General features: G+C 59.1%; 24 protein-coding genes. 21 read left to right on the forward strand and 3 right to left on the reverse strand.

What is annotated here, in order from left to right:
- The first annotated feature begins 90 nt into the window (after positions 1 to 90).
- The 13 genes from thrS (at position 91) to I6E73_RS08000 (ending at position 13,566) form a co-directional block, all read left to right on the forward strand.
- Positions 91 to 2,004 (forward strand): threonine--tRNA ligase, encoded by a 1,914-nt coding sequence (gene thrS, locus I6E73_RS07940; RefSeq protein WP_231600857.1) that lies wholly within the window; start codon positions 91 to 93, stop codon positions 2,002 to 2,004.
- A 3-nt stretch (positions 2,005 to 2,007) separates the two neighbouring features.
- Complete coding sequence (locus I6E73_RS07945) at positions 2,008 to 2,571, forward strand: HIT domain-containing protein (protein ID WP_197105724.1); 564 nt, start codon at positions 2,008 to 2,010, stop codon at positions 2,569 to 2,571.
- A 50-nt stretch (positions 2,572 to 2,621) separates the two neighbouring features.
- Positions 2,622 to 3,524, forward strand: coding sequence for a pyridoxal 5'-phosphate synthase lyase subunit PdxS (pdxS, locus tag I6E73_RS07950; RefSeq protein WP_197109896.1), 903 nt, complete (start codon positions 2,622 to 2,624; stop codon positions 3,522 to 3,524).
- Positions 3,514 to 4,125 (forward strand): pyridoxal 5'-phosphate synthase glutaminase subunit PdxT, encoded by a 612-nt coding sequence (gene pdxT / locus I6E73_RS07955; protein WP_307783868.1) that lies wholly within the window; start codon positions 3,514 to 3,516, stop codon positions 4,123 to 4,125. Before pdxS ends, pdxT begins: the two co-directional genes overlap by 11 nt.
- Before the next feature lie 18 nt (positions 4,126 to 4,143).
- A complete protein-coding gene (locus I6E73_RS07960) occupies positions 4,144 to 4,758 on the forward strand; it encodes a hypothetical protein (RefSeq protein ID WP_197124427.1) in 615 nt (204 codons plus the stop codon).
- Positions 4,759 to 4,809: 51 nt separating this feature from the next.
- Entirely contained in the window at positions 4,810 to 5,568 is a 759-nt protein-coding gene (locus I6E73_RS07965) for a YebC/PmpR family DNA-binding transcriptional regulator (RefSeq protein ID WP_197124429.1), read from the forward strand.
- 9 nt (positions 5,569 to 5,577) lie between these two features.
- Positions 5,578 to 6,195 (forward strand): crossover junction endodeoxyribonuclease RuvC, encoded by a 618-nt coding sequence (ruvC, locus tag I6E73_RS07970; protein WP_374058847.1) that lies wholly within the window; start codon positions 5,578 to 5,580, stop codon positions 6,193 to 6,195.
- Positions 6,192 to 6,809 (forward strand): Holliday junction branch migration protein RuvA, encoded by a 618-nt coding sequence (gene ruvA / locus I6E73_RS07975; RefSeq protein WP_197124431.1) that lies wholly within the window; start codon positions 6,192 to 6,194, stop codon positions 6,807 to 6,809. Before ruvC ends, ruvA begins: the two co-directional genes overlap by 4 nt.
- Positions 6,809 to 7,837, forward strand: coding sequence for a Holliday junction branch migration DNA helicase RuvB (gene ruvB, locus I6E73_RS07980; protein ID WP_197105717.1), 1,029 nt, complete (start codon positions 6,809 to 6,811; stop codon positions 7,835 to 7,837). Before ruvA ends, ruvB begins: the two co-directional genes overlap by 1 nt.
- A gap of 64 nt (positions 7,838 to 7,901) precedes the next feature.
- Positions 7,902 to 8,321, forward strand: a complete 420-nt coding sequence (gene yajC / locus I6E73_RS07985; protein ID WP_197105716.1) for a preprotein translocase subunit YajC — start codon at positions 7,902 to 7,904, stop codon at positions 8,319 to 8,321.
- 127 nt (positions 8,322 to 8,448) lie between these two features.
- Positions 8,449 to 10,191, forward strand: a complete 1,743-nt coding sequence (secD, locus tag I6E73_RS07990) for a protein translocase subunit SecD (RefSeq protein WP_374189161.1) — start codon at positions 8,449 to 8,451, stop codon at positions 10,189 to 10,191.
- Positions 10,191 to 11,207: a protein translocase subunit SecF gene (gene secF / locus I6E73_RS07995; protein ID WP_197105714.1), complete on the forward strand. Its 1,017-nt coding sequence runs from the start codon at positions 10,191 to 10,193 to the stop codon at positions 11,205 to 11,207. Before secD ends, secF begins: the two co-directional genes overlap by 1 nt.
- Before the next feature lie 112 nt (positions 11,208 to 11,319).
- Positions 11,320 to 13,566 carry a bifunctional (p)ppGpp synthetase/guanosine-3',5'-bis(diphosphate) 3'-pyrophosphohydrolase gene (locus tag I6E73_RS08000; RefSeq protein WP_197105713.1) on the forward strand — a complete coding sequence of 749 codons (2,247 nt, stop codon included), beginning with the start codon at positions 11,320 to 11,322 and terminating at the stop codon, positions 13,564 to 13,566.
- On the opposite strand, the gene I6E73_RS08005 is transcribed toward I6E73_RS08000, so the two are convergent.
- The 3 genes from I6E73_RS08005 to I6E73_RS08015 form a co-directional block, all read right to left on the reverse strand.
- The gene (locus I6E73_RS08005) at positions 13,563 to 14,135 is read right to left on the reverse strand and encodes a hypothetical protein (RefSeq protein WP_197109900.1); all 573 of its coding nucleotides are present in this window, start codon (positions 14,133 to 14,135) and stop codon (positions 13,563 to 13,565) included. The genes I6E73_RS08000 and I6E73_RS08005 overlap by 4 nt on opposite strands.
- 82 nt (positions 14,136 to 14,217) lie before the next feature.
- Positions 14,218 to 15,447, reverse strand: a complete 1,230-nt coding sequence (locus tag I6E73_RS08010; RefSeq protein WP_197105711.1) for a DUF349 domain-containing protein — start codon at positions 15,445 to 15,447, stop codon at positions 14,218 to 14,220.
- 83 nt (positions 15,448 to 15,530) lie between these two features.
- Positions 15,531 to 16,325 carry a peptidylprolyl isomerase gene (locus tag I6E73_RS08015; RefSeq protein ID WP_197124435.1) on the reverse strand — a complete coding sequence of 265 codons (795 nt, stop codon included), beginning with the start codon at positions 16,323 to 16,325 and terminating at the stop codon, positions 15,531 to 15,533.
- 152 nt (positions 16,326 to 16,477) lie between these two features.
- Here I6E73_RS08015 and I6E73_RS08020 point away from each other — a divergent pair, with 152 nt between their 5' ends.
- The 8 genes from I6E73_RS08020 to I6E73_RS08055 all read left to right on the forward strand — a co-directional run bounded on the left by I6E73_RS08020 (position 16,478) and on the right by I6E73_RS08055 (position 25,058).
- Positions 16,478 to 17,809: a replication-associated recombination protein A gene (locus tag I6E73_RS08020; RefSeq protein WP_197105709.1), complete on the forward strand. Its 1,332-nt coding sequence runs from the start codon at positions 16,478 to 16,480 to the stop codon at positions 17,807 to 17,809.
- A 252-nt stretch (positions 17,810 to 18,061) separates the two neighbouring features.
- On the forward strand, positions 18,062 to 18,691 hold the full coding sequence (gene rpsD / locus I6E73_RS08025) for a 30S ribosomal protein S4 (RefSeq protein WP_010202678.1): 630 nt from the start codon (positions 18,062 to 18,064) through the stop codon (positions 18,689 to 18,691).
- A 118-nt stretch (positions 18,692 to 18,809) separates the two neighbouring features.
- Positions 18,810 to 19,172 (forward strand): DUF948 domain-containing protein, encoded by a 363-nt coding sequence (locus tag I6E73_RS08030; RefSeq protein ID WP_197105708.1) that lies wholly within the window; start codon positions 18,810 to 18,812, stop codon positions 19,170 to 19,172.
- Positions 19,173 to 19,231: 59 nt separating this feature from the next.
- The gene (locus I6E73_RS08035; protein ID WP_197105707.1) at positions 19,232 to 19,459 is read left to right on the forward strand and encodes a hypothetical protein; all 228 of its coding nucleotides are present in this window, start codon (positions 19,232 to 19,234) and stop codon (positions 19,457 to 19,459) included.
- 47 nt (positions 19,460 to 19,506) lie between these two features.
- A complete protein-coding gene (gene alaS / locus I6E73_RS08040; RefSeq protein ID WP_197124437.1) occupies positions 19,507 to 22,161 on the forward strand; it encodes an alanine--tRNA ligase in 2,655 nt (884 codons plus the stop codon).
- 3 nt (positions 22,162 to 22,164) lie between these two features.
- Entirely contained in the window at positions 22,165 to 22,626 is a 462-nt protein-coding gene (gene ruvX / locus I6E73_RS08045; RefSeq protein WP_197124440.1) for a Holliday junction resolvase RuvX, read from the forward strand.
- A gap of 3 nt (positions 22,627 to 22,629) precedes the next feature.
- The gene (gene mltG, locus I6E73_RS08050; protein WP_231600595.1) at positions 22,630 to 24,180 is read left to right on the forward strand and encodes an endolytic transglycosylase MltG; all 1,551 of its coding nucleotides are present in this window, start codon (positions 22,630 to 22,632) and stop codon (positions 24,178 to 24,180) included.
- Positions 24,174 to 25,058 carry a shikimate dehydrogenase gene (locus I6E73_RS08055; RefSeq protein ID WP_197124442.1) on the forward strand — a complete coding sequence of 295 codons (885 nt, stop codon included), beginning with the start codon at positions 24,174 to 24,176 and terminating at the stop codon, positions 25,056 to 25,058. Before mltG ends, I6E73_RS08055 begins: the two co-directional genes overlap by 7 nt.
- Positions 25,059 to 25,068: the final 10 nt, after the last annotated feature.

Consider the following 25,068-nt stretch of genomic DNA (forward strand, 5'->3'; position numbering starts at 1 on the left):
TGAGTGACGCGGAGTTGTCGGTATCGCGGCTAAAGTTGTTGTGTGAGTAAGACTGGATTCGACCTATTTACCGACCGCAACGTCGTCGCCATGCGCGTCAACGGTGAGCTGAAAGACCTCGCCTCGACGGTGACCGACACGGATGAGGTCGAGGCGGTCACTATCGACTCGCCTGACGGGCTCAACATCCTTCGCCATTCGGCGGCGCACGTCGCGGCACAGGCGGTTCAGACGATCAACCCCGAAGCGAAGCTTGGTATTGGTCCACCCGTGACCGATGGTTTCTACTACGACTTTGACGTCGAGGAGCCGTTCACGCCCGAGGATCTCAAAGCGATCACCAAGGCGATGGATCGCATCATCCGTCAGGGTCAACGTTTTCAGCGTCGTGTTGTGACGGAGGCTGAAGCTCGTGAAGAGCTCGCCAACGAGCCGTACAAGCTCGAATTGATTGGCCTCAAGGGCGCCGTAGCCGAGGGCGATGCTGACGCTGACAATGAGTCAGTCGAGGTCGGCGGCGCCGAGCTCACCATTTATGACAACGTCGACGGCAAGACGGGCGAGGTTTACTGGAAAGACCTGTGCCGCGGGCCGCACCTGCCGAACACTCGCATGATTGGCAACGGTTGGTCGCTCACACGTACCGCCGCCGCATATTGGCGCGGTTCGGAGAAGAACAAGCAGCTGCAACGTGTGTATGGCACGGCGTGGCCGACCAAAGACGAGCTTCGTGAGTACCAAGCTCGTCAAGAGGAAGCTCTCAAGCGCGACCACCGCAAGCTTGGTGCTGAGCTAGACCTATTCTCTTTCCCCGACGAAATTGGTTCTGGTCTTGCTGTGTTCCATCCCAAGGGCGGAATCATCCGCCACGAGATGGAGAATTATTCACGCACGCGTCACTTGCAAGAGGGCTACTCGTTCGTTAATACTCCTCACATCACCAAGGCGGCTCTGTTCGAGACCTCCGGTCACTTGGGCTGGTACAAGGACGGCATGTTCCCACCGATGCACCTCGATGAGGGCCGCAACGAAGAGGGCGAGATCACTCGCCAGGGCGCCGATTACTACCTCAAGCCCATGAACTGCCCGATGCACATCCTGATTTACAAGTCGAGCGGACGCTCGTACCGCGATCTTCCGATGCGCCTCTTCGAGTTCGGCACGGTCTACCGCAACGAAAAATCCGGCGTCATTCACGGCCTCACGCGTGTTCGTGGCCTCACGATGGACGACGCGCACATTTTCACCACCAAGGAAGGGATGAAGGAGGAGCTCACGAACACCCTCAACTTCGTTCTTTCGTTGCTGCGTGACTACGGTCTGACCGACTTCTACCTTGAGTTGTCGACGAAGGATCCAGAGAAGTATGTCGGCGATGACGACGTGTGGGACGAAGCGACGCAGACCCTTGCTGAGGTTGCAGCCGAATCCGGTCTAGAACTTGTTCCCGACCCGGGAGGGGCGGCGTTCTACGGCCCGAAAATTTCGGTTCAGGCTCGAGACGCTATTGGCCGCACGTGGCAAATGTCCACAGTGCAGCTCGACTTCAACCTTCCTGAGCGCTTCGAACTGGAATACACCGCTGCGGATGGTTCACGCCAGCGTCCGGTGATGATCCACCGTGCCCTGTTCGGTTCGATCGAGCGCTTCTTCGGTGTGCTCACTGAGCACTACGCCGGAGCATTCCCGGTCTGGCTGTCGCCGGTCCAGGTTGTCGGCATCCCCGTTGCTGAGGCCTACGAGGAATACTTGGGTGGCGTGATCGATCAGCTCACAGCGCTCGGCGTTCGCGCTGAGCTCGATGCCTCGAGTGAGCGGATGCAAAAGAAGATCCGCACTCACACCAAATCGAAGATTCCGTTCCAGCTCATTGCTGGTGAACAGGATCAGGCTGCGGGTTCAGTGAGCTTCCGTTTCCGTGATGGAACTCAGGAGAATGGAATCCCGATTGCTGATGCTGTCGCGCGCATCACTGAGGCGATCGCGACCCGAGCGCAGGTTTAGTTCGTGCAGGATTACGACGGTTCGGAATTGCCTGCGGGGGAGTCGAGTGCTGACTTCGCTGCGGTTCCCGATGCCTTCCAGCGGCTGTGGACACCGCATCGCATCGCATACATCATGGATCAGTCGCAGCCTGACAAGGACGACTGCCCCTTCTGCGTTGCGCCGACCCTTGACGACGAGAAAGCGCTGATCGTCGCGCGCGGTGAGCACGCTTTCGTTCTGCTCAACCTCTTCCCCTATAACAGTGGCCACCTCTTGGTGTGCCCCTATCGGCACGTGCCCTTGTACGACGAAGCGACGGATGAGGAGACGGCAGAGATCGCGTCGCTCACTCAGACAGCGATGCGAGTGCTCCGCGAAACGTCGAAGGCTCACGGTTTCAATATCGGGATGAATCAGGGTGCGCTAGCAGGCGCCGGTATCGCTAATCACCTGCATCAGCATGTTGTTCCGCGGTGGGCAACTGACTCGAACTTCTTCCCGATTGTGGCCGGAACGAAGGCCATTCCTCGGCTGCTTGGTGAGGTTCGCGAAGAACTGGCGAAGGCCTGGCCGACGAACCACTGAGTTCAAATTGGCTGCATTCTTTTGAGGGCTCCGGTCTTAGCGTTGTAGCTATGAGCGAGAACACTTCATCCAACGAATCCGGTACGAGCCGCGTTAAGCGCGGACTGGCAGAAATGCTTAAGGGTGGCGTCATCATGGATGTCGTCAACGCTGAGCAGGCAAAGATCGCTGAGGATGCCGGCGCTGTTGCCGTCATGGCCCTCGAGCGCGTTCCTGCTGACATCCGTTCGCAGGGTGGAGTAGCTCGCATGAGTGACCCCGACCTCATCGACGGCATCATCGACGCAGTTTCAATCCCCGTTATGGCCAAGGCCCGAATCGGACACTTCGTTGAAGCTCAGGTTCTTCAGGCGCTCAAGGTCGACTACATCGACGAGTCCGAGGTGCTGAGCCCCGCAGACTACGTCAACCACATCGATAAGTGGAACTTCGACGTTCCCTTCGTCTGTGGCGCAACCAACCTGGGCGAGGCGCTTCGTCGCATCACCGAGGGTGCTGCGATGATCCGCTCAAAGGGCGAGGCGGGCACGGGCGACGTTTCTGAGGCGACCAAACACATCCGCACTATCAAGGGCCAGATCAACGAACTGCGCTCGAAGTCTGCTGACGAACTGTACGTTGCGGCTAAGGAACTTCAGGCTCCCTATGAGCTCGTGCGCGAAATCGCGGAGACGGGAAAGCTTCCCGTTGTACTCTTCACGGCCGGCGGCGTAGCAACTCCCGCCGATGCTGCTCTGATGATGCAACTCGGTGCCGATGGAGTCTTCGTCGGGTCCGGAATCTTCAAGTCGGGCAACCCGGCGCAGCGCGCGGCCGCAATTGTGAAGGCGACGACCTTCTTCGATGACCCGAGCGTTATTGCTGCTGCCTCGCGCGGACTCGGTGAGGCCATGGTTGGCATCAACGTGTCTGACCTTGCTGCTCCCCACCGTCTCTCTGAGCGTGGCTGGTAGTCACACAGTCGATCAGCTCCCTATCGGAGTATTAGCTCTCCAGGGTGACTTCCGTGAGCACCTCGCTGTGCTCGAACTGCTGGGCGAAACCGCAATCGCGGTCAAGACCGCTCAGCAGCTTGAGCATATTGCTGGACTCATCATTCCCGGCGGAGAGTCGAGCGTGATCGACAAGCTCTCTCGTCTCTATGGGCTGTATGACCCGATACGCGAAGCGATTGCGGGCGGACTTCCGGTCTATGGCACGTGTGCGGGGCTGATCATGCTGGCTGACACTGTGCTCGATTCGATCGACGGGCAACGGTCTTTTGGCGGGCTGGATGTCGTGGTGCGCCGTAACGCGTTCGGGTCACAGACTGACTCCTTCGAGACGGACATCCATGTGCCGGAGTTGGGCGATGTGCCCGTTCACGCCATCTTCATTCGGGCTCCTGTTGTCGAATCCGTTGGCGCGAGCGCGCGAGCAATCGCAACGCTTGACGATGGGCGGATTGTGGCAGTCGAACAGGGAAACCTTCTCGGTACCTCCTTTCATCCGGAGATCACGGGAGATACCCGTTTTCACGAGTACTTCGTTTCTCGCGTGCGCGCTAAGCCATAGTTCCTGCATCATGGGGGAATGCAACTGTACGCAGACCTTCCCGCCCGCAGAGCTCGCCAGATTACGGCCGATGTGTTCTCGCTAGCATTCATTGTTCTCTGGATTGTGATCGGCAGTTGGGTTTACCAACTCATTGCAGCGTTCCAAGAGCTCGGCGCTCAGATGCAGGATGCCGGGGCAGGCTTCCGGTCGACGATGGTCGAGCTTGGAGACACCCTCGGTGCTGTTCCGCTGATTGGATCGGGCATCCGCGCTCCTTTCGATGGGGCGAGTGATGCCGGGGCTACGCTAGAGGCGGCAGGGCGGAATCAGCAGGAGACGGTTCTGGCTGCGGCAACTTTGGTTGGTGTCTTCATCGCTGTAGTTCCGGTTGTGCTGATACTGCTCGTGTGGTTGTTGCCCCGGATCCGTTTTGCGGTGCGAGCGGATGAGGCCAAGAAACTTCTCGCAACGCCGGGCGGCACTGATTTGCTCGCGCTTCGCGCACTGGCTTCTCAGAATTTGACCGCGTTATCTCAGGTTTCCGCTGATCCGGCTGCCGAGTGGAGGGCAGGGAATGCCACCACTGTCGCCCGGCTCGCCCAGCTTCAATTGAACGATGTCGGTGTGCGCACGAGGTTTGATCAGGCCTAGCGCGGGGATTCGCGCACGCGGGACCTCGCGAGGCCAGATAGAATAGCCGTCATGTCAGGGCATTCTAAATGGGCAACTACCAAGCACAAGAAGGCGATTACTGATTCTCGCCGCGCGAAGTCATTCGCGAAATTGATCAAGAATATCGAGGTCGCCGCCAAGATTGGCGGAGCAGATCTTGCGGGCAACCCGACTCTTGTCGACGCCATTCAAAAGGCGAAAAAGACGTCGGTTCCCAACGACAACATCGATCGTGCGGTCAAGCGTGGCTCCGGCCAGCTTGGCGACGCCATCGAGTACCTCAACATCATGTACGAGGGCTACGGTCCCAACGGTGTCGCTCTCCTGGTTGAATGTCTTACCGACAACAAGAACCGCGCGGCAGCCGATGTTCGCACGATCATGAGCCGCAACGGTGGCTCGTTGGCCGATCCCGGCAGCGTTGCGTACAACTTTGAACGCAAGGGCGTCATCTCGATCACCAAGACTGAGGGCGTCACCGAAGACGACATTCTCATGGCAGTGCTCGACGCTGGTGCTGAAGAAGTCATGAACCATGGCGAAGGCTTCGAGGTCATCACCGATACAGCTCGCCTGGTTGAGTCGCGTAACGCGCTTCAAGAGGCTGGCATCGACTATGACGCCTCGGAAGCCGAGTTCGTTCCGAACGTCAAGGTCGAAGTCGACGCCGATACTGCCCGCAAGGTTTTCAAGCTGATCGATGCGCTTGAAGAGTCCGACGACGTTCAGAACATCTACTCCAACTTTGACATCACGCCTGAGGTCCAAGCCGAGCTTGACGAGGACTAGTCGATGACGCTGCGTGTGATCGGGATCGATCCCGGGCTCACGCGGTGCGGCATCGGTGTGGTCGATGTTGCGCCCAATCGTCGTGCGACTTTGGTGTACGTCGGTGTAGTCCGCACTCCGCCAGCAATGGCATTGGAAGAGCGGTTGCGCGAGATTGGTGACGGTATTGACGCCATCATTGCCGAGTTCGCTCCACAGCAGCTCGCGCTTGAGCGAGTCTTCGCCCAAAACAATGTGAGCACGGTGATGGGCACGGCCCAGGCCAGTGGCGTCGCGATGTATGTCGCCGCACGTCATGGCATCCCGGTGACGTTGCATACACCTACCGAAGTGAAGCTTGCCATTACGGGCTATGGCGGTGCGGAGAAGAAGCAAGTAGGTGCCATGGTGGCGCGCGTGCTCGGTCTCGCTGAAGCACCCAAGCCAGCGGATGCCGCTGATGCGTGTGCGTTGGCGATCTGTGGTGCCTGGAAGAGCGGCCCCGGATTCACAGCAGCACCCGTTGCAGCACGAAGCGGAGCGGCAGGCGCACCAGCGGAATCGTCACGCTCAACCGGGCTCACCCCTGCTCAGGAGGCGTGGCGGTCAGCAGAGAAGTCAGCGGGTGCTCGTAGGCTGAACCTATGATTTCTTCCCTTCGTGGCACCGTTCTCGCCGCGGTCGGAACTTCGCTGGTTGTTGAGGTCGGGGGAGTCGGCCTGAGTGTGAGCGTGACTCCCGAACATGCCCTGTCCGTGCGGGTGGGCGCTGAAGCCCAACTCAATACGGCGCTGATTGTGCGGGAAGACGATCTAGCGCTCTATGGTTTCCGCACCACCGACGAGTTAGACGTGTTCAACTTATTGCGCGGCGTCACCGGTGTGGGGCCCAAGAGCGCGATGGGTGTTCTCGCCGCTCTGACCCCTGACGATGTCGCGCGAGCTGTCGCTGAAGAAAACGACTCCGCGTTCCGCAAGGTATCGGGTATCGGCCCCAAGACTGCCAAGCTCATCGTGTTGAACCTTGTCGGCAAGCTCATCGTTTCTGCGCATCGGCCCACTGCTGCAGCACCGCGCTCTACGTCTGTGTCCGAACAGGTGTCATTGGCCCTTCAAGGCTTGGGCTGGGCCGAGAAGCTCGCTCACCCCGCAGCTGAAGGCGCGGTTCAGGATGCCGACGAGTCGGAGCAGAGTGATGTGCAGGCCATTCTGCGCCGCGCCCTGCTGCTTGTTGGCTCGCAGACCGGCAAGGCGGGTCTCTAATGGCGGAGAACGACGACGTCGTGACGTCAGGCGTCGAGTCGGATGCTGAACTTGCGTTCGAGGGTGCCCTCCGTCCAAAATCTCTCGATGAGTTTGTCGGCCAAACGAAGGTCCGCGGTCAGCTGCAGTTGCTCTTGCGGGCGGCAGCGATGCAGAATCGCACGGCTGACCACATTCTTCTTGCCGGTCCTCCCGGGCTCGGCAAGACCACGTTGGCCATGATCGTCGCTCACGAGAGCGATCGCCCGTTGCGCATGTCAAGTGGCCCGGCTATTCAACACGCTGGTGACTTGGCGGCTGTGCTGTCGTCGCTGCTTCCCGGCGAAGTACTGTTCATCGACGAGATCCACCGCATGGCACGCTCCGCTGAAGAGATGCTGTACCTCGCGATGGAAGACTTCCGCATCGACATCATGGTGGGCAAGGGAGCGGGAGCCACATCCATCCCGCTCGACATCGCGCCCTTTACTCTGGTCGGTGCCACGACGCGTTCGGGCCTTTTGCCGAACCCGTTGCGCGACCGTTTCGGTTTTACAGCCCACCTCGAGTTTTATGACGAGGGCGAACTTGAGCGAGTGCTGGCTCGAGCTGCAACGATGTTGGAGCTGGATATCGACAAAGAGGCTATTGCAGAGATCGCCGGGCGCTGTCGCGGCACACCTCGAATCGCAAATCGTTTGCTACGCCGGGTTCGCGACTACGCGCTTGTTAACGGTATTCCCGCCAGTACGGATGCGGTCCGTGCGGCGCTCGAACTCTACGACGTCGACGAACGCGGTCTCGATCGCCTTGACCGCGCCGTCATGCACACGGTCCTCAGTCGTTTCGACGGGGGACCAGTCGGTCTCAGCACGTTGGCTGTCTCTGTCGGCGAAGAAGCGGAGACCGTCGAATCCGTTGTCGAGCCATTCCTCGTTCGGATCGGCTTGTTGTCTCGCACCCCGCGAGGCCGAGTGGCAACGCGTGCGGCGTGGGAACATTTTGGAATGGCTGACAGGAATTCGTCGCTGTTCAGCGATGAACTATAGTTTTACTGGCTTAACACGCGCATCAGCTTGAGCGCCAGGCCCACAGACCACCGAAAGGTACCTCATGGATCCTCTTTCTATTGCGATGCTCGCCATCCTCGGCGTGCTCATCTTTTTCATGTTCCGCAACAGCCGTAAGCGCAAAGCTCAGATGGAAGAACTGCGTGAGCAGATGATTCCTGGCGTCGAGGTCATGACCAACTTCGGTCTCTTCGGAACTCTCATCACGATGGACACCGTCAAGAACGAAGCTGAGATCGAAATCAGCAAGGGCGTTATCGTCAAGGTCCACAGCCAGACTCTTGCGAAGGTTGTCGCTGAAGACGCCGTCGAAGATGGTTCACCTCGTTCGGTTGAAGAAGCGATGGAAATCGCTAACCGCGAAGCAGCTGAGCGCGAAGCCGCTGGCGAAGCTGCTGTGTCCGAGACTGACCCGGAGTTCGGCGAGCTTTCCGACTCTAAAGACGACAAGTCGTCTAAATAGAAGAACGAGTTCCAGTAACCCACTAGTGTTGAGAGTCGTCCTCCCCGGGGGCGACTGTCCAACGGCGTGCGATCCTGCACTGCTCTGTCAAGAAAGCTGAGTCAAATAGGTGGCAAGAACAACCCCTGTGAAAAACGCGTGGCGAGCCATCGTCTGGCTCACAGCACTCACGGTGGGGCTCGCCGTTTTGATCGGTGCTGGCTCCATATTCGGAGAGGACTCCACGACTGGAGCGGCTTCATGGACACCGAAACTTGCGCTTGACCTTGAGGGCGGAACGCAAATCGTTCTCGCTCCTCAGCTCGAGAGTGGTCAGACGGTCACTGGCGAGCAGCTGACACAGGCTGTGTCGATCATTCGTGATCGGGTCGATGCCAGTGGTGTTGCCGAGGCAGAGGTCACCACTCAAGGTGCTAGCAACGTAGTGGTCTCGATCCCAGGCGTTCCTGACGAAGAGACGCTGAAGCGCATCCAATCGTCGGCAAAGCTCGAGTTCCGTCCGGTTCTGTACACGGATGTTGCGGCAACGTCGACGGCGACCGAAACTCCGGAGCCTACCGACACCGCTACACCTGATGGTGAAACTGCGACGCCGACTCCTGAGCCGACGCTCGCTACGACCCCAACGGCAGCACCTACCGATGCCAGCGACCTCAATTGGATTACTGAGGCGTTGTTCGATGAATTCACTAACTTTGACTGCGCTTCGCTGGATAACTTCAGCGTCGCCCCGGCGGGCGAAGCCCTCATCACGTGTGATTCCGATGGGCTGTACAAGTACATCCTCGGCCCGGTCGAAGTCGAAGGAAGCACGATCACCGACGCCTCGAGCGGACTTGTCACGAGCTCGCAGGGCATCAGCACTGGCCAGTGGGGCGTCTTCCCGACGTTCAACGCTGAAGGAACTGCGGATGTCGCTGAAATGACGACTCGCCTCTTCGGTTTCGATGAGACCGACCCGCGCAACCGGTTCGGCATCGTTCTCGATGGTCAAGTGATATCGGCCCCGACTACGCAGGGTGTCATCACCGGTGGAAACCCGCAGATTTCGGGCAGCTTCACTCAAGAGACCGCTGAGATTCTGGCTGACCAGCTCAAGTTCGGTGCACTGCCGATCGGGTTCGAAGTTCAGAGCAGCGAGAATATTTCCGCAACTCTGGGTAGCAACCAGTTGAACTCCGGATTGATCGCTGGGCTAATCGGTCTTCTGCTCGTTGTTATCTACTCACTCTTCCAATACCGACTTCTCGGTTTGGTGACGGTTGCATCGCTTATTGTCGCCGGCGTACTCACGTACTTGGTCATCGCGTACCTGTCGTGGCGTCATGGCTATCGCCTCTCACTCGCTGGCGTTGCGGGTCTCATCGTGGCTATTGGTTTCACGGCGGACTCGTTCATCGTCTACTTCGAGCGGATTCGCGATGAGCTCCGTGACGGACGTTCACTCACTGGTGCGGTAGAGGCCGGCTGGAAGCGCGCATTGCGCACGATCTTTGCCGCCAAGGCTGTCAACCTGCTCTCTGCGGTTGTGCTCTTCGTTCTTGCCGTGGGCAACGTTCGAGGCTTCGCACTCACGCTGGGAATTACGACGGTAATTGACGTACTCGTTGTGGTGCTGTTCACCCACCCGGTTCTTCAATTGCTCGCAACCACCCGGTTCTTCTCGAGTGGTCACCGTTTGAGCGGACTCGACCCCAATGCGCTCGGTGCGATCTATCGCGGACGAGCACAGTTCCGCACTCCGGCCCCCTCGAAGAACAAGACAGGCGCAAGCCGCGAAGCTGCGCGTCGACAGACTATTGCTGAACGTAAAGCTGCTGAGCTGGCAGGTACTGCCTCTGATGCCAGTTCAGATGGAAAGGACTCCTGATGGCTAGCTTCTCTAAGTTCGGCAACGACCTCTACACCGGCGACGTATCGATCAACTTCATCGGCCGCCGCAAAGTTTGGTACACGCTGGCCGCGGTATTGCTCGCCGTTTCCATCGTCGTACCGGCGCTGCGTGGCGGATATGTCTTCGGCATCGAGTTCACCGGTGGATCACAGTTCCAAATTGACTCGGTTGAGCAGCTTTCGGACCCCGATGTCAACGCTGAGGCCCAGACGCTGGCAACAGACACTGTTATCGATGTTGTAGCGGAAGCTGATCCCAAGGTCACCGTCGTCGGGACGAACTCGCTCCGTATTCAGACGGAGCAGCTTGAGACCGACGAGTCCAACGCCGTGCGTGACGCTCTTGCTAACGCGTTCGATGTCGAAAATGACCTAGTCGCGGCATCCTTCGTTGGCCCCTCGTGGGGCGCCGACATCACGAGTTCAGCCCTTCGTGCACTCATCGTCTTCATCGCCCTTGCCGCGATCATGATGGCAATTTACTTCCGTACCTGGAAGATGTCGATCGCCGCAATGATCGCATTGCTCCACGACATCGTGATCACCGCTGGTGTATACGGAGTCTTCGGTTTCGAAATCACTCCATCGGCGGTGATCGGATTCCTGACGATCCTAGGTTTCTCGCTGTATGACACCGTCGTTGTGTTCGACAAGATTCGAGAGAATACGTCGGAAGACGGCTCTGAATCGCGTCGCACGTTCGCGGAATCAGTGAACCTCGCGGTGAACCAGACTCTCGTTCGTTCGATCAATACCGGTGTCGTCGCGGCTCTGCCCGTGGCCGCCATCCTGTTCATCGGTGCTTACGTGCTTGGCGCAGGAACACTGCGCGACATCGCTCTGGCGTTGTTCATCGGTATTGTCGTCGGCACATATTCCACGATCTTTATCGCTGCTCCGCTCTATGCCCAGTTCCGCCAGAACGAGCCAGCGATCCTTAGCCGCACCAAGCGACTGACCGCTGCCCGCGCTGCAGACAAGGGCGGCAAGTAGCCACTGTGGGCGCACGAACGGTTGTTCGTGCGCAAGCAAAAACGCTGGTTGGTAGCGGTCGTGAACTTCTTGCTCTCGAACGCGTCCTAGAATCGATCTAGGAGGGAGCGGAATGAGCGATTCGCAGCAGTCATCAGCTTCTTTTCGCGCGCTCCTTCCGCGTCTGTTTTCGCGAGCTCAACCGGCGGGTTCGGTCGAGAAGCTTCTGCGCACCGTCAAGGCGAGTCACCCCAAGGCAAACCTTGCTCTGATCGAGCGCGCGTATGCCGCAGCATTTCGCGCGCACGACGGCCAGAAGCGCAAGAGCGGTGAGCCGTACATCACTCACCCGATTGCCGTAGCGCAGATTCTTGCGGAGCTCGGCATCGGTGAGAAGACGATTGCCGCGGCGCTGCTGCATGACACGGTAGAAGACACCGCCTATTCTCTCGACGAGCTTCGCCTCGAGTTCGGCGATGAGATCGCCATGCTCGTCGACGGCGTCACCAAGCTCGACAAGGTGAAATACGGCGACAGCGCTCAGGCGGAAACTGTTCGCAAGATGATCGTCGCGATGTCGAAAGACATTCGCGTGCTGGTAATCAAGCTTGCTGACCGCCTCCACAACGCCCGTACGTGGGGCTTTGTTCCTCGGGAGTCTGCCTCGCGCAAGGCGCAGGAGACCCTGGAGATTTACGCTCCTCTCGCCCACCGGCTCGGTATTCAGGCGATGAAGACCGAGCTTGAAGATCTGTCGTTCGCGGTGTTGCACCCGAAGATCTATGTCGAGATCGAAAGCCTGGTCTCAAAGCGAACCCCGCAACGTGACGAATTTGTCAAGCAGGTTATCGCGTCGGTGAAAGACGACCTCAGAACGTCGCGGATCAAGGGAACCGTCGCCGGCAGGCCCAAGCAGTATTACTCGATCTATCAGAAGATGATTCTGCGGGGTCGGGAGTTCGACGAGATTTATGATCTGGTCGGTATCCGCGTGCTCGTAAATTCGGTACGCGATTGCTACGCCGTGCTCGGATCGATCCACGCTCGCTGGAATCCGATTCCTGGTCGCTTCAAGGATTACATCGCAACTCCCAAGTTCAACCTGTATCAGTCACTTCACACCACAGTCATCGGACCTGATGGTCGTGCCGTCGAGATCCAAATTCGAACGAACGAGATGCACCACCGTGCTGAGTTTGGTGTTGCTGCACACTGGAAGTACAAGGACCGTGCCGCTGGTAAGGCGATTGAGTCAGGCCCAGCAGACAATGACATGGCGTGGTTAGCCCACATCACTGACTGGCAGGCAGAGACCTCTGATCCCAGTGAGTTCCTCGAGTCGCTGCGCTTCGAAATTGGCGCGAAAGAGGTGTACGTCTTCACTCCTCAGGGCAAGGTAATCGGCCTGCCTGCTGGCGCTACCCCTGTCGACTTTGCCTACGCAGTGCATACGGAAATCGGTCACCGCACCATGGGTGCCAAGGTCAATGCCCGTTTGGTTCCGCTTGAGACGGTACTCAACAGCGGGGACTCCGTCGAAGTCTTCACATCGAAGAGTCCGGATGCGGCACCGAGCCAGGACTGGCTTGGGTTCGTCAAGAGCACGCGAGCGCGCAACAAGATCCGTGCCTGGTTCACAAAAGAACGCCGAGACGAGGCCATCGAGCAAGGCAAAGATGCCATTGCTCGAGCGATGCGCAAGCAGAACATGCCCCTTCAAAAGCTCATGAGCCAAGAGTCTTTTGCCGAGCTTGCTGCGAACATGCGCTACGAAGACGTATCCGCGCTCTATGCGGCTGTTGGCGAAGGGCACATTTCCACTCAGTCAGTGATTGAGAAGCTTGTTGGCTCTCTGAGCGCTGGAACCGAAGAAGACGACGGCGAGCTCACGTTCCCTGCTGCGGGCAAACTGCGTCCCTACAAGCATTCAGACTCAGGTATCCTGGTGCGAGGCGCGCCGGACATTCTGGTGAAGCTTGCACGCTGCTGTACTCCCGTTCCCGGCGATGACGTCGTCGGCTTCGTTACTCGTGGAGCTGGCGTTTCGGTTCACCGCGCTGATTGCAAGAACGTGCAATCACTTCTCGATGAGCCCGAGCGCATGATCGAAGTGGAGTGGGCTCCTACGTCTAAGAGCTTGTTCCTCGTTCAAATCCAGGTTGAAGCTCTCGACCGTGCTGGACTGCTCTCTGACATCACCAAGGTGCTCAGTGAGACCCATGTCAACATACTTTCGGCTACCGTCAACACGTCGACTGCCCGCCTCGCGATCAGCAAGTTTGTTTTTGAGATGGGCGACACGACTCACCTCGACCGTGTGCTCAACGCCGTACGGCGCGTAGACGCTGTCTACGACGTCTATCGGGTCAATAGCGGCTAGCTGGCAGAGGTGAGCGCTGCGGGAGACTGTAGCGCTGCTAAGCGCGCGAGGGCGATTCGCTTTTGTGGCAAGTTTCGGCGCGCGTTGAGTGAATCGACGCACTGACCGTAGTCGAGCTTGCCTTCGGCCATGAGGACTCTGACTGCAGCCTCTTCTCGGGCTCCAAATGGTTCGCTAAAGCGGACGAGGTCAAAAACTGTGCGCAATCGAGACGTGACGCTAACGCCCGACACCGTGTCGATGTCATCATCGGTGATGACTACCTCCCGGAGCACCGCATTCAGGCTTGGATGTGGTCGCGTTCGGGCGCCAATGGCTACGCACAACTGGTGGCGAGCCGGGGGATTGAGGGCAGCACCCCACACCCAGGCGGCTGTCATCCGTTCGGCAATTATGCGAGCATCCAAGACGACCCCGAGTGCACGGGCGCGTAAATGAATGGTGTCGAATTCATCGATCGGGCAGAAGCACTGGTCAAGAGCGAACAGTTCACCGTCGAGTGCGGCGCATTGGAGTTCCGCTAGCGGCAAATCGATCGCGCTGAGCACTGGGGGGAGTCGTGGTGTCATGCCTCTATCGTGCGGTCGCGAGCAACCGCACGAAGACAACATCAGCGATTCAGTGGAGAACTAATCACCTGTGGACAACGACCTACTTGAGAGCGCCCAACCATGCCTTGCGGGCATCGAGCGCATCTTGGGCTGAGGCGATCTTCTTTGCATTGCCCGTAGCCTGGGCTTCCGCCAGTTCTGCCTCAAGCTTTGCGATCGCTTCGTTGAGTTGACCTAGGAAGCCTTCTGAGCGTTCTTGACGCTCAGGGTTGTTCTTGTGCCAGTGGTCCTCGTCGAGCTTGCGCACGGCAGTCTCGACCTTGCGGAGGCGTTCCTCAGCGGTCTTGATCTTGTCGCGGGGAACTTTGCCAATCTCATCCCAGCGCTTCTGAATCGAAAAAAGAGCCTTTTTGGCTTGCGCACGATCAGTTGCAGTGAGCAGCGGCTCGGCTTCGTCAAGCAGCGCTTTCTTCAACTCCCAGTTTGCGGTGAACTCGACGTTGTCGTGAGCATCAACTTCTGACTTAGCGGCGTAGAGCACGTCGCCGGCCTGCTTGAACTTCGCCCAGAGAGCGTCGTCAAACTTCTTGCCCGCGCGGCCAGCAGCCTTCCAGCTATCGAGCAATCGACGGTAGGTGTGGATGCCCTCGGCACCCTGTGCGGCAAGAGCCTCTGCTTCGTCGACAAGAGCTTGCTTGTCTGCGCGCGCCTTCTTGTGTGCGGAATCTAGTTCGGCGAAGAAGGCACGGCGGTGGGTGTCGATTGTGCTGCGCGCTGCACGGAATCGCTTCCACAATTCGTTCGCTTCGCTCTTGGGAAGGCGAGGACCGTCAGTCTGATGGGCTTTCCAGCGCGCAAAGATGTCGTCCATCTGAGCGGTGACTTGCTTCCACTGCGCTTTGGCCGGATCGCCAGCAGCGAGCGTCTCCGCCTCAACAACGAGTGCGTTGCGGGCAGCAATTGCCTCCGTGAGGGCAGCTTTCGCTTCTTCGCTTTGCTGTTCGGTGAGCTTCGATACGGAACCGCCAAGCGCCTGCACTCGCGTAAGCAGTGCTGCGAGGTCGCCGACAGCATTCGCTGTGGCAATCGACTCGTTGAGTGCTGTAACAGCCTTCGCAACGTCAGAGGCGGGAGCGCCGTTCTTGACCCGCTGTTCAAGCAACGTCACTTGCCCAGCAAGTTCGTGATACTTGCGGGTGAAGTAGGCCAATGCCTCTTCGGGAGTTCCGTCAGGGTACTGGCCGACGGCACGTTCGCCGTCCGCCTCGCGGACGAATACGGTGCCTGTCTCGTCGACGCGGCCCCACTCGTTCTGGTTCTCTGTAGCCAATTACTTCACCTTGCTGCTTATGCCGGAAGTTGCTGCCGGGTTACCCAAGCTTAGGACAACCGTACTCACGGTCGCTGACGCTGTTATTGGATCGTGAAGCCCGTGATGCTTGTGGCAGTCACCGGGGCCCCATCTTGGGCATCGCCAACGATGCCGCCAGCGACGATCTCCGATTGGAGAACGTCGAGTCCAGAGGTGACCTGACCGACGATGCTGTAGCCGCCGGCCGTGTCATCAGGAATGATCGCATCGTCAAAGACGATGAAGAATTGACGGCCATTCGAGAAAGGGTTGTCGCCCGTTCGTGCCATCGCGATGGTGCCTGCGGGGTAGAAGCCGCCGACTCCGGAGTTTTCAACGGGGCCGTAGGCATAGTCGGGGTCGCTCGCGCCGGTGCCGTCTAGCGAACCGCACTGAATCAATCCTGCGTTATCGGTGACGACCAGCCGGTGGCAGACGGTGCCAACGTAGTAGTCGGATGCCGCGGAGTCGACCAGAGAAGCCACGGCTTGTGGTGCCGCTGCGCCGTCGAGCTCAATGCCGAGTGCGACATCGTTGAGAGTAAGTTCCCCAGACCACGTGCGGGCTTCGGCGAGAGCAATATCCGGAACATCCCCGACATTGCCGGGTTCGGTGGCTTCGGCCTCCGGAGTGAAGGACGGCGCAGGCTCTGGAGTTCCCGGCCCTGCCGAGAAGTAGAAGACCTGAGCCGTAGCTACGAGCGCGATGATGACAAGACCGACGCCCACGGCGAGAACGTTGTCACGCTTGCGGCGAGCCACGGTCTGTTCATGCACTGACGCACGCGCAGTGTAGAGGCGCAGTCGTTCCCGAGCTTCTCGTTGCTCGCGGGAATGCTTCTTGCTGGATGCCACCATTACTCCTTGAAGAATCGCGGACGTCGCCGCTGTCGTAGGAACGCCACAATGAACCTTACGGTCTCCCGGGAATCTCAACCAAACGCCACGACGCCCGAACGTAATGAAGGTGCACTGTGCCGACGGTCAGTGCGGGCGATTACGATTGAGCTATGGATGCTTCCGCAACTCTGCACAGCGGAGCAACACCTCTTGCCGTGCGCATGCGGCCGCTGACTCTCGACGAGATCGTCGGTCAAAAACATTTGCTGCAGCGCGGGTCGCCGCTGATGAGCCTCGCAAACGATGCCGAAGGCAGCCATGGTTCGGCATCCATTATTTTGTGGGGCCCGCCTGGCACCGGTAAGACCACAATCGCTAAGGCGATCGCGCGGGGGTCTCAACGAAAGTTTGTAGAGCTTTCTGCGGTCACCGCCGGCGTGAAGGATGTGCGTCAGACCATGGAAGAGGCGCTGACTGCCCGCGATCTTTATGGTGTGTCTACGGTTCTGTTCCTCGATGAGATTCACCGTTTCACTAAGGCACAACAGGATGCGTTGCTTCCTGGGGTAGAAAACGGCTGGGTCATTCTGATTGCGGCGACGACAGAGAATCCGTCGTTCTCCGTGATTTCACCGCTATTGTCGCGGTCCCTGTTGCTGACGCTCAACCCGCTTGACGACAACGATCTGGGGGACTTGGTCGATCGCGCGGTCTCAGACCCCCGAGGGCTTCGGGATGCGGTGGTGCTGGAGCCTGAAGCGCGCGCACTCCTCATCCGACTGTCATCCGGAGATGCGCGCCGGGTGCTGACTGCGCTCGAAGCTTCCGCTGTTTCTGCATCGAATGACGAAGACGCAGCAACTCCAGCGCTAGTGACGGCAGAACATGTCGCGAATGCTGTTGATCGCGCCCTATTGCGTTACGACAGAAACGGTGATGAACACTACGACGTGATCAGCGCCTTCATTAAGTCTGTGCGTGGTTCTGACGTTGATGCCGCGCTCCATTACTTGGCACGCATGATCGAAGCGGGGGAGGATCCCCGTTTTATTGCGCGGCGCGTGATTATTAGCGCAGCGGAAGACGTGGGTGTTGCCGACCCTCAAGCGCTCGTCATTGCCGTAGCGGCCGCCGATGCAGTGCAGCTCATCGGAATGCCCGAAGGCCGCATCCCGCTGGCCGAAGCTGTTGTTTATCTGGCGACAGCCCCGAAATCGAATGCCGCCTATTCCGCTTTGGATGCCGCGATAGCCGATGTGCGTGCAGGCAAGATTGGCCGGGTGCCCAAGCCGCTTCGCGATGCTCACTATCCGGGTGCCAAACGTCTCGGCCACGGAAAGGGGTATCGCTACTCTCACGATTCTGAGTTTGGAGTGGTGAAGCAGGAGTACCTTCCCGATGTCTTGAAAGGCACCGAGTATTACACTCCGACGAACAACGGCAACGAACGCGAAGTTTCTGCCCGGCTCGTCAAACTGCGAGAGATTATTCGCGGCGAATAGCTGCCTCAACTCGCTCTCCGGCTCGGTGTGGCGAGTCGTGGCCTGCAGGGTGCTGCCGTGATAGAGTTACACGTCCCAACGATACGGTTTCGGCGCGCGGCTGCAATGAAATCGAATATCGCGGAACATCGGTCTGTAGCCGACCAGGTTCCCTAGGGTCATCCCTCTACTTCGTCTGGTGTGTTGTGTACGCGCGTTCGCGTGCGAGTGATCGCCAGATTGTTCTTACTTGAATCAATCGAAAAGGATCCTGTGTCTACTAAGTCACGTACCCGTAGCAAGACTCGCCTGTCGCGCGCGTTGGGCATTGCCCTCACGCCGAAGGCTGCCAAGTACCTCGAAAAGCGCCCCTATGCTCCCGGTGAGCACGGCCGCACCAAGCGCAAGCAGGACAGTGACTATGCTGTTCGTCTTCGCGAGAAGCAGCGTCTGCGTGCCCAGTACGGCATTCGTGAAGCTCAGCTGAAGATTCAGTTCGAGGAAGCTCGCAAGACCGCTGGCCTGACCGGTGAGAACCTGGTTGAGCAGCTCGAAATGCGTCTCGACGCTCTGCTCGTTCGTTCGGCAATCGCTCGCACGACCGCACAGGCTCGTCAGATGATCGTTCACCGCCACATCTTGGTTGATGGCCAGCTCGTCGACCGTCCCTCGTTCCGCGTTAAGCCGGGACAGCTCATGCACGTCAAGGCTCGCAGCGAAGGCATGGAAATCTTCCAGGTCGCCGCAGCTGGCGGACACGTGGATGTTCTTCCTAAGACTCCTGGTTACCTCGAAGTTGAAATCGACAAGCTGCAGGCACGTCTCGTACGTCGCCCCAAGCGCGCCGAGGTTCCCGTGACCTGTGAAGTTCAGCTCGTTGTTGAGTACTACGCAGCACGCTAACTATTGAAAGAAAGGGCCGGAGCTTTTGCTCCGGCCCTTTCTTGGTTTACGGCGGAGTTCGGCACGAATGTCGAATACCGTGTACTTGTACCTTTTCTTCAGATTGACGGGAGTAGCCATGACTGGTGGAGATATCGCAGGGCTCATTGCGGCCGGAGTGTTCGCAGTGCTGGTGGCATTGCTCGCTGTTCCTCTTCTCAAGCTGGGGAAGGTCTTTGACGAAACCAGCACCGCCATCCGTGGGGTGAGCGATAACCTCGATCCCATGCTGACGGAGGCCACGACAACGATTTCGGAAACTAACCGTCAAATCGCGCGCGTGGACGCCATCACTCGCAATGTGGAAGAAACGACGGGCAACATTTCTGCCCTCGTCGCCCTCGGCGCGGCCACCGTTGGCGGCCCGTTGATTAAGATCGCAGGCTTCAGCGCTGGAGTTCGGGCCGCTGTCCTGAGCCTTCGCCCTAAGCGCCGTCGCTGAGGCGTCGAAACCGCCTAAGCTAATACGGTTCGTGTTACCCCCAATCTGAAGGAGAAATCATGAAAGGCGCAGTCCTTTTCGTCGTTGGAATTGCCGTTGGGTTCGTGGCAGCACACCAAGTCGCAAAAACGCCAGAGGGAAAGCAGTTCTTCTCCGACGTTGACAGCAAAGCACGTGAGTTCACGAGTGCTGTTGTCGATGGCTATCGCGAACGCGAAGCAGAGCTTCGTGACGCCGTAGCGGATGTCGAAGAAGCAGTAGCTGACTTCTCTCAGCGTTCTAAGTAAGACCATCAGGGCCCTTGGGCCGCATCATTGAGTTCCCGGGGATCCCCATGCAAACCGCAGAAATCCAGAAACGTTGGCTGACCTATTTTGGTGAGCGTGGCCACACGATCGTTCCATCCGCATCGCTTGTTAGCGATGATCCGACACTGCTCTTTACTGTCGCAGGAATGGTTCCGTTCGTCCCCTATCTGACCGGTCTGGTCCCGGCTCCGTACGACCGTGCAACCAGCGTGCAGAAGTGCATCCGTACCCTCGACATCGAAGAGGTCGGCAAGACGCCACGCCACGGCACGTTCTTCCAGATGAATGGCAACTTCTCGTTCGGAGATTACTTCAAGAAGGAAGCCATCCAGTTTGCATGGGAATTCCTGACGCTGCCAGAAGATGAGGGCGGACTCGGTTTTCGACCTGATGACCTCTGGGTCACCGTGTACGAAGATGACGACGACGCTGTTGCATTCTGGAAAGAGACAGCAGGACTGCCGGATGAGCGCATCCAGCGACTCGGCATGGACAGCAACTATTGGTCGACCGGGCAGCCAGGGCCGGCTGGACCATGTTCGGAGATCTTCTTCGACCGTGGCCCCGCTTATGGCGCTGATGGCGGCCCGGCGACAGACGACGACCGTTATGTCGAAATCTGGAACCTCGTCTTTATGCAGTACTTGCGTGGCGAGGGTAAGGGCAAAGACTTCTCGATCCTTGGTGAGCTTCCGAAGCAAAATATTGACACTGGTATGGGGCTTGAGCGCGTCGCGTTTCTCAAGCAGGGCGTCGAGAACATGTATGAGATCGACCAGGTTCGCCCTGTCCTTGACAAGGCGGCGGAGCTAGCCGGACGCACTTACGGCGCCGACCACGAGGCTGATGTCCGGCTGCGTGTAGTCGCTGACCACGTGCGCTCCAGCCTCATGCTCATTTCTGATGGCGTAACACCCGGCAACGAAGGCCGTGGGTACGTGCTGCGTCGTCTGCTCCGTCGCACGGTGCGCGCGATGCGACTTTTGGGCGTCGAAGGCACCACGTTCGCAGAGCTCTTCCCGGCATCCCGCGATGCCATGAAGGCGGCGTACCCCGAAGTATCGAAAGACTACGATCGCATCTCGCGGATCGTGCTCGCCGAAGAAGACGTCTTCATGCGCACCCTCGCGAGCGGCACCACAATTCTCGACACTGCAGTAGAAAACACGAAGAAGTCAGGCGCGACTGAGCTGCCGAGCGACACCGCATTCTTGTTGCATGACACGTTCGGATTCCCCATCGACCTCACTCTGGAGATGGCTGCTGAAGCGGGGTTGAGCGTCAATCGCGATGCTTTCGACACCCTGATGAAGCAGCAGCGTGATCGCGCAAAGGCGGATGCCGGCTCAAAGAAGCAGTTCTTGGCAGACCTTTCTGTTTACGGTGCGTTCCGTGCTCTCGGCGAAACGACGTTCACCGGCTACGACACCCTGGAAACCGAGTCCAGCGTGATCGGCATCATCGTTGACGGCGTCTCAGTGAGCCGGGCCACGACGGGGCAGACGGCTGAAGTCATCCTTGCCGAGACTTCGTTGTACGCCGAGTCTGGTGGACAAGAAGCGGATGCCGGTGCCATCGTGGGCGCCAGTTTCCACCTCGAAGTTCTCGACGTGCAGCGCCCGGTTAAGGGCCTCATCAGTCACAAGGTCACCGTCACAGCCGGCGAGGTCGGAGTCGGAGATCCTGCTTCTGCGCTTGTTGACGCTGAATGGCGTCGCGGGGCGACTCAAGCTCACTCGGCTACCCACGTCATCCACGCAGCATTGCGTCAGATCTTGGGCGATGACGCTCACCAGTCTGGTTCCTACAACAAGGCCGGCTACATGCGCCTTGACTTCTCTTGGTCGCAAGCGCTGTCGGTTGAGACGAAGACCGAGATTGAAGAGGTTGCCAACACTGCAGTGCGCGACAACCTCGAGGTCTCGACGCGCATCATGGCCTTGGACGATGCCAAGGGGCTCGGCGCTATGGCGCTGTTCGGAGAGAAGTACGGCGACACAGTGCGCGTTGTCGAAATTGGCGGCCCCTGGTCGCTCGAACTCTGTGCAGGAACGCACGTTGCACGGTCATCCGAAATCGGACTGATCTCGCTGGTAGGGGAGTCGTCCGTTGGTTCGGCTAACCGGCGAATCGAATCTCTCGTAGGACTCAATGCATTCCGCAACTTCGCGACGGAACGCGCGATCGTGTCTGAACTGACGACGAACCTGAAGACTCCGCGCGAACAGCTTCCTGACCGTATCGCCGAGCTGCTGGCCAATCTGAAAGCGGCTGAGCGCAAAATTGCTCAGCTGGAGGCCGGTCAGCTGTCGCAGCGTGTTCCTGCGCTCGTGGAGACCGCTCGTGTTGCCGGATCTGTGACTGCTGTCATTGAGAATGTTGGCGAGTTGGCTTCGACCGACGATCTGCGCGGTCTTGTTCAGTCGGTGCGCGAACGGTTGGGTGCAGAGTCGGCAGTAGTCGCCCTCGCGGCCACCATCGGTGACAAGCCTGCCGTGATCGTCGCAACCAACGAGGCCTCACGGGCGCACGGCTTCAAGGCGGGCGAACTGGCCAAGGCTGCTGCTGGCGTGCTCGGCGGTGGCGGAGGCGGAAAGCCAGATATTGCTCAAGGTGGCGGTGCACACCCCGCGGCTATTCCCGACGCCCTCGCTCTCATTCTGTCGAGACTGTCGGCGTAACCGATGCGTTCGGGAACCAGAATCGGCGTAGATGTAGGCAAGGTCCGCGTCGGGGTCGCTCGCAGCGACCCTCACGGGATGCTGGCAACACCGGTCGAGACTGTTCAGCGAGCCCAGAAGAGCGTGAAGCGTATTCTCGCGCTTGCGGACGAGTATGACGCTGTCGAGTTCGTTGTCGGGCTTCCGATTGCGCTCTCTGGCCGGGATACCGCGTCGACGGGCGATGCGCGAGAGTTCGCTCAGCAACTCGCTAACAAGTCGTCGCTGCCGGTGCGACTGGTGGATGAGCGGATGACGACGATGACGGCGCAATCCGCTTTGCGTGCATCCGGTCGAACCACGAAGAATTCACGGTCGGTGGTCGATCAGGTTGCCGCCGTTATAATTTTGCAACATGCCCTCGACTTCGAGCGCTCGGCGGCCCGCCCGCCCGGAGAGCTCGTGGACCCGACGCAAGGATCCTGAATTATGGCTGACGAACCCAACTGGGAAGACATTTTCGGCGAACAACCCGCCGAGAGTGCTCCTAAGTCAGCGCGCGAGGCTGCCGCGCACGGGACCGATCGTTCCGCGGAGTCGGGCCAGCCAACTGACAGCGGCACCCCCGCCGAGCCGGCGAACTCCGCAGACCCCGCGAACCCCGCAAACCCCGCAAACCCCGCGATCCCAGAGAACCCTGTCCGGGGTTCAACGCCACCGGCGGCGAGTGGTCAGCCCATGACCCGTCGCGAGGCTCGGGCGGCGCAAGAGGCCGCGGCTGCCCGGCGGGGCGGCGATCCGCACCTTCCCGCTGTGACACAGGCGGCCCGAGAAGCCGATGCTTTCGCCACCTTTGAACAACTGACCGCCGGAACGGCAGAGTCAGGCAATGATGCCGCCGCAGTGCCCGGGGCGACGATGCCCGCGCAGGGCGATGGCGATGGAGGAGCGCCCGGTCGCAAGAAGCGTCGGTGGGGGCTCATCATCGGGCTTCCACTGCTCATCATCGCCCTCCTCGGCGCTGGAGTCGCTGCGTACGCCTGGGTCAACTACGAAGACAAAATTCGCGAAGTTCTGGGCTGGGAAATTCCCAATGACTTCGAGGGTTCGGGCAATGGCGAAGAGGTTATCGTCACAGTTAATTCGGGCGATATCGGCTCGGACATCGCTCGCAGCCTGAATGTTGCCGGCGTCACGATGAGCTTTGACGCGTTCTATGACCTCCTCTTGGCACAAGAAAGCGACCCAGCGTTCTTTCCCGGAAACTACTCGCTCCAAAAGGAGATGAGCGCGCAATCAGCTCTCGATGCGCTGCTCGATCCCGAGAATATCGTGACGGACAGGCTTCTCATCACTGAGGGCACCACGCTGCCGAATGCGCTTGAGATCATTTCTGAAACGACCGGTATTGCCTTGGCAGATCTGCAAGCGGCATCCGAAGACCTTGAGCACTTCGGGCTTCCATCGGAAGCGGTGAGTCTCGAGGGGTATCTATTCCCCGCGACGTATGAACTCGATGGCAACCAGGATCCATACGCCGTGCTCGACCTGATGGTCAACACGATGTACGAGAAGTTGGACGCCGCTGGCGTTGCTGTCGAAGATCGCTACCGGATTCTGACGATGGCTGCGCTCGTGCAACGCGAAGCCGGACCCAACACGGACGACTTCTACAAGATCGCGCGCGTCTTCTACAACCGGCTCGACCAAGACATGTTGCTGCAGTCTGATGCCACCGTCGCGTATGGCACCGGCAACCTACACACGGTGTGGACGACGGATGCCGAACGTGCGGATGCGAGCAACCCCTACAACACGTACGCGAACCCCGGCTTGCCGGTCGGCCCCATCGGCCTGCCAGGCGAACTGGCGATTGATGCGGCGCTTAACCCTGCAGAGGGAGACTGGCTCTTCTTCGTGCCGATCAACCTGGCCACGGGCGAAACAGTCTTCACGACCAACGTTGACGACCACGAAGCAGCGGCACAGCAATTGCGCGACTGGTGCGCAGCGAGTGACGAAAATGGGAGCTATTGCTAGAGAATTCTGAGGTGCCGGCTGAGGCATCCGATCGTTCGAAGCTCGCGGTACTCGGGTCGCCGATTACGCATTCCTTGAGCCCCACGATTCATCGCGCGGCGTATGAGACGCTCGGGTTCGACTGGGAGTATGACGCCGTTGAGCTGACGGGGGAGTCCCTTCCTGCGTTCTTAGGCGCGCTCGACCGGCGTTGGCGAGGTCTCTCTCTTACGATGCCCCTCAAGCGGGACGTAGTGCCCTTGCTCGATTGGGCGGATCCGCTCGTTGAGCTTGTCGGCGGAGCGAACACCGTCGTAGTGAGCGAAGGGCGCCTTCGCGGGTACAACACGGATGTCGAAGGCGCGATGCGTAGCTTTCTGGACGCGGGCCTGTCGAACTTAGATTCCGTGTGGATTTTGGGAGCAGGGGCCACTGCAGCCTCACTGCTCGTGGCATCCATTCGCATGGGCGCTCAGAGTATCGAGATTTTTGCACGCACTCCTTCGAAGGCGGAGCCGTTGAAGAAGCTCGGCGAGTCTCTTGGCGCCACCGTCACGCTGCGGCAATGGCAAGAAGCGGCCACTGCGACCACGACGCCCGACGTCATCATTACGACGGTTCCGGGAGGCGCAATGGATCTCCGTTTCGCCGAAGCTGTGCGCACCACCTCGGTGCTCTTTGATGTCGCCTACGACCCGTGGCCGAGTGATATTGCAACGAGCTGGTTCGAAGCGGACGGCACCGTAATCTCTGGGCATGATCTCTTGATTAATCAGGCGATCGCACAAGTGCGCATCTTTGCCGCCGGTACCTCCGACGTGCCACTGCCTCATGAGGCAGACGCAATCGACGCGATGCGCGCTTCAATTGAGCAGCCCGAGGGGCACAACCATCCGTAACTGACGGCGC

Source organism: Salinibacterium sp. SWN248 (assembly GCF_015864575.1).
GTDB lineage: Bacteria > Actinomycetota > Actinomycetes > Actinomycetales > Microbacteriaceae > Rhodoglobus.

Coding starts and splice junctions, on each gene's coding strand:
- secF (WP_197105714.1), top strand. CDS start 10,191: ATGGCTAGCTTCTCTAAGTTCGGCAACGACCTCTACACCGGCGACGTA.
- pdxS (WP_197109896.1), top strand. CDS start 2,622: ATGAGCGAGAACACTTCATCCAACGAATCCGGTACGAGCCGCGTTAAG.
- I6E73_RS08005 (WP_197109900.1), bottom strand. CDS start 14,135: ATGACACCACGACTCCCCCCAGTGCTCAGCGCGATCGATTTGCCGCTA.
- thrS (WP_231600857.1), top strand. CDS start 91: ATGCGCGTCAACGGTGAGCTGAAAGACCTCGCCTCGACGGTGACCGAC.
- mltG (WP_231600595.1), top strand. CDS start 22,630: ATGGCTGACGAACCCAACTGGGAAGACATTTTCGGCGAACAACCCGCC.
- yajC (WP_197105716.1), top strand. CDS start 7,902: ATGGATCCTCTTTCTATTGCGATGCTCGCCATCCTCGGCGTGCTCATC.
- ruvX (WP_197124440.1), top strand. CDS start 22,165: ATGCGTTCGGGAACCAGAATCGGCGTAGATGTAGGCAAGGTCCGCGTC.
- I6E73_RS08020 (WP_197105709.1), top strand. CDS start 16,478: ATGGATGCTTCCGCAACTCTGCACAGCGGAGCAACACCTCTTGCCGTG.
- I6E73_RS07960 (WP_197124427.1), top strand. CDS start 4,144: ATGCAACTGTACGCAGACCTTCCCGCCCGCAGAGCTCGCCAGATTACG.
- I6E73_RS07965 (WP_197124429.1), top strand. CDS start 4,810: ATGTCAGGGCATTCTAAATGGGCAACTACCAAGCACAAGAAGGCGATT.
- ruvB (WP_197105717.1), top strand. CDS start 6,809: ATGGCGGAGAACGACGACGTCGTGACGTCAGGCGTCGAGTCGGATGCT.
- I6E73_RS08030 (WP_197105708.1), top strand. CDS start 18,810: ATGACTGGTGGAGATATCGCAGGGCTCATTGCGGCCGGAGTGTTCGCA.
- ruvA (WP_197124431.1), top strand. CDS start 6,192: ATGATTTCTTCCCTTCGTGGCACCGTTCTCGCCGCGGTCGGAACTTCG.
- I6E73_RS08015 (WP_197124435.1), bottom strand. CDS start 16,325: ATGGTGGCATCCAGCAAGAAGCATTCCCGCGAGCAACGAGAAGCTCGG.
- alaS (WP_197124437.1), top strand. CDS start 19,507: ATGCAAACCGCAGAAATCCAGAAACGTTGGCTGACCTATTTTGGTGAG.
- I6E73_RS08000 (WP_197105713.1), top strand. CDS start 11,320: ATGAGCGATTCGCAGCAGTCATCAGCTTCTTTTCGCGCGCTCCTTCCG.
- I6E73_RS08035 (WP_197105707.1), top strand. CDS start 19,232: ATGAAAGGCGCAGTCCTTTTCGTCGTTGGAATTGCCGTTGGGTTCGTG.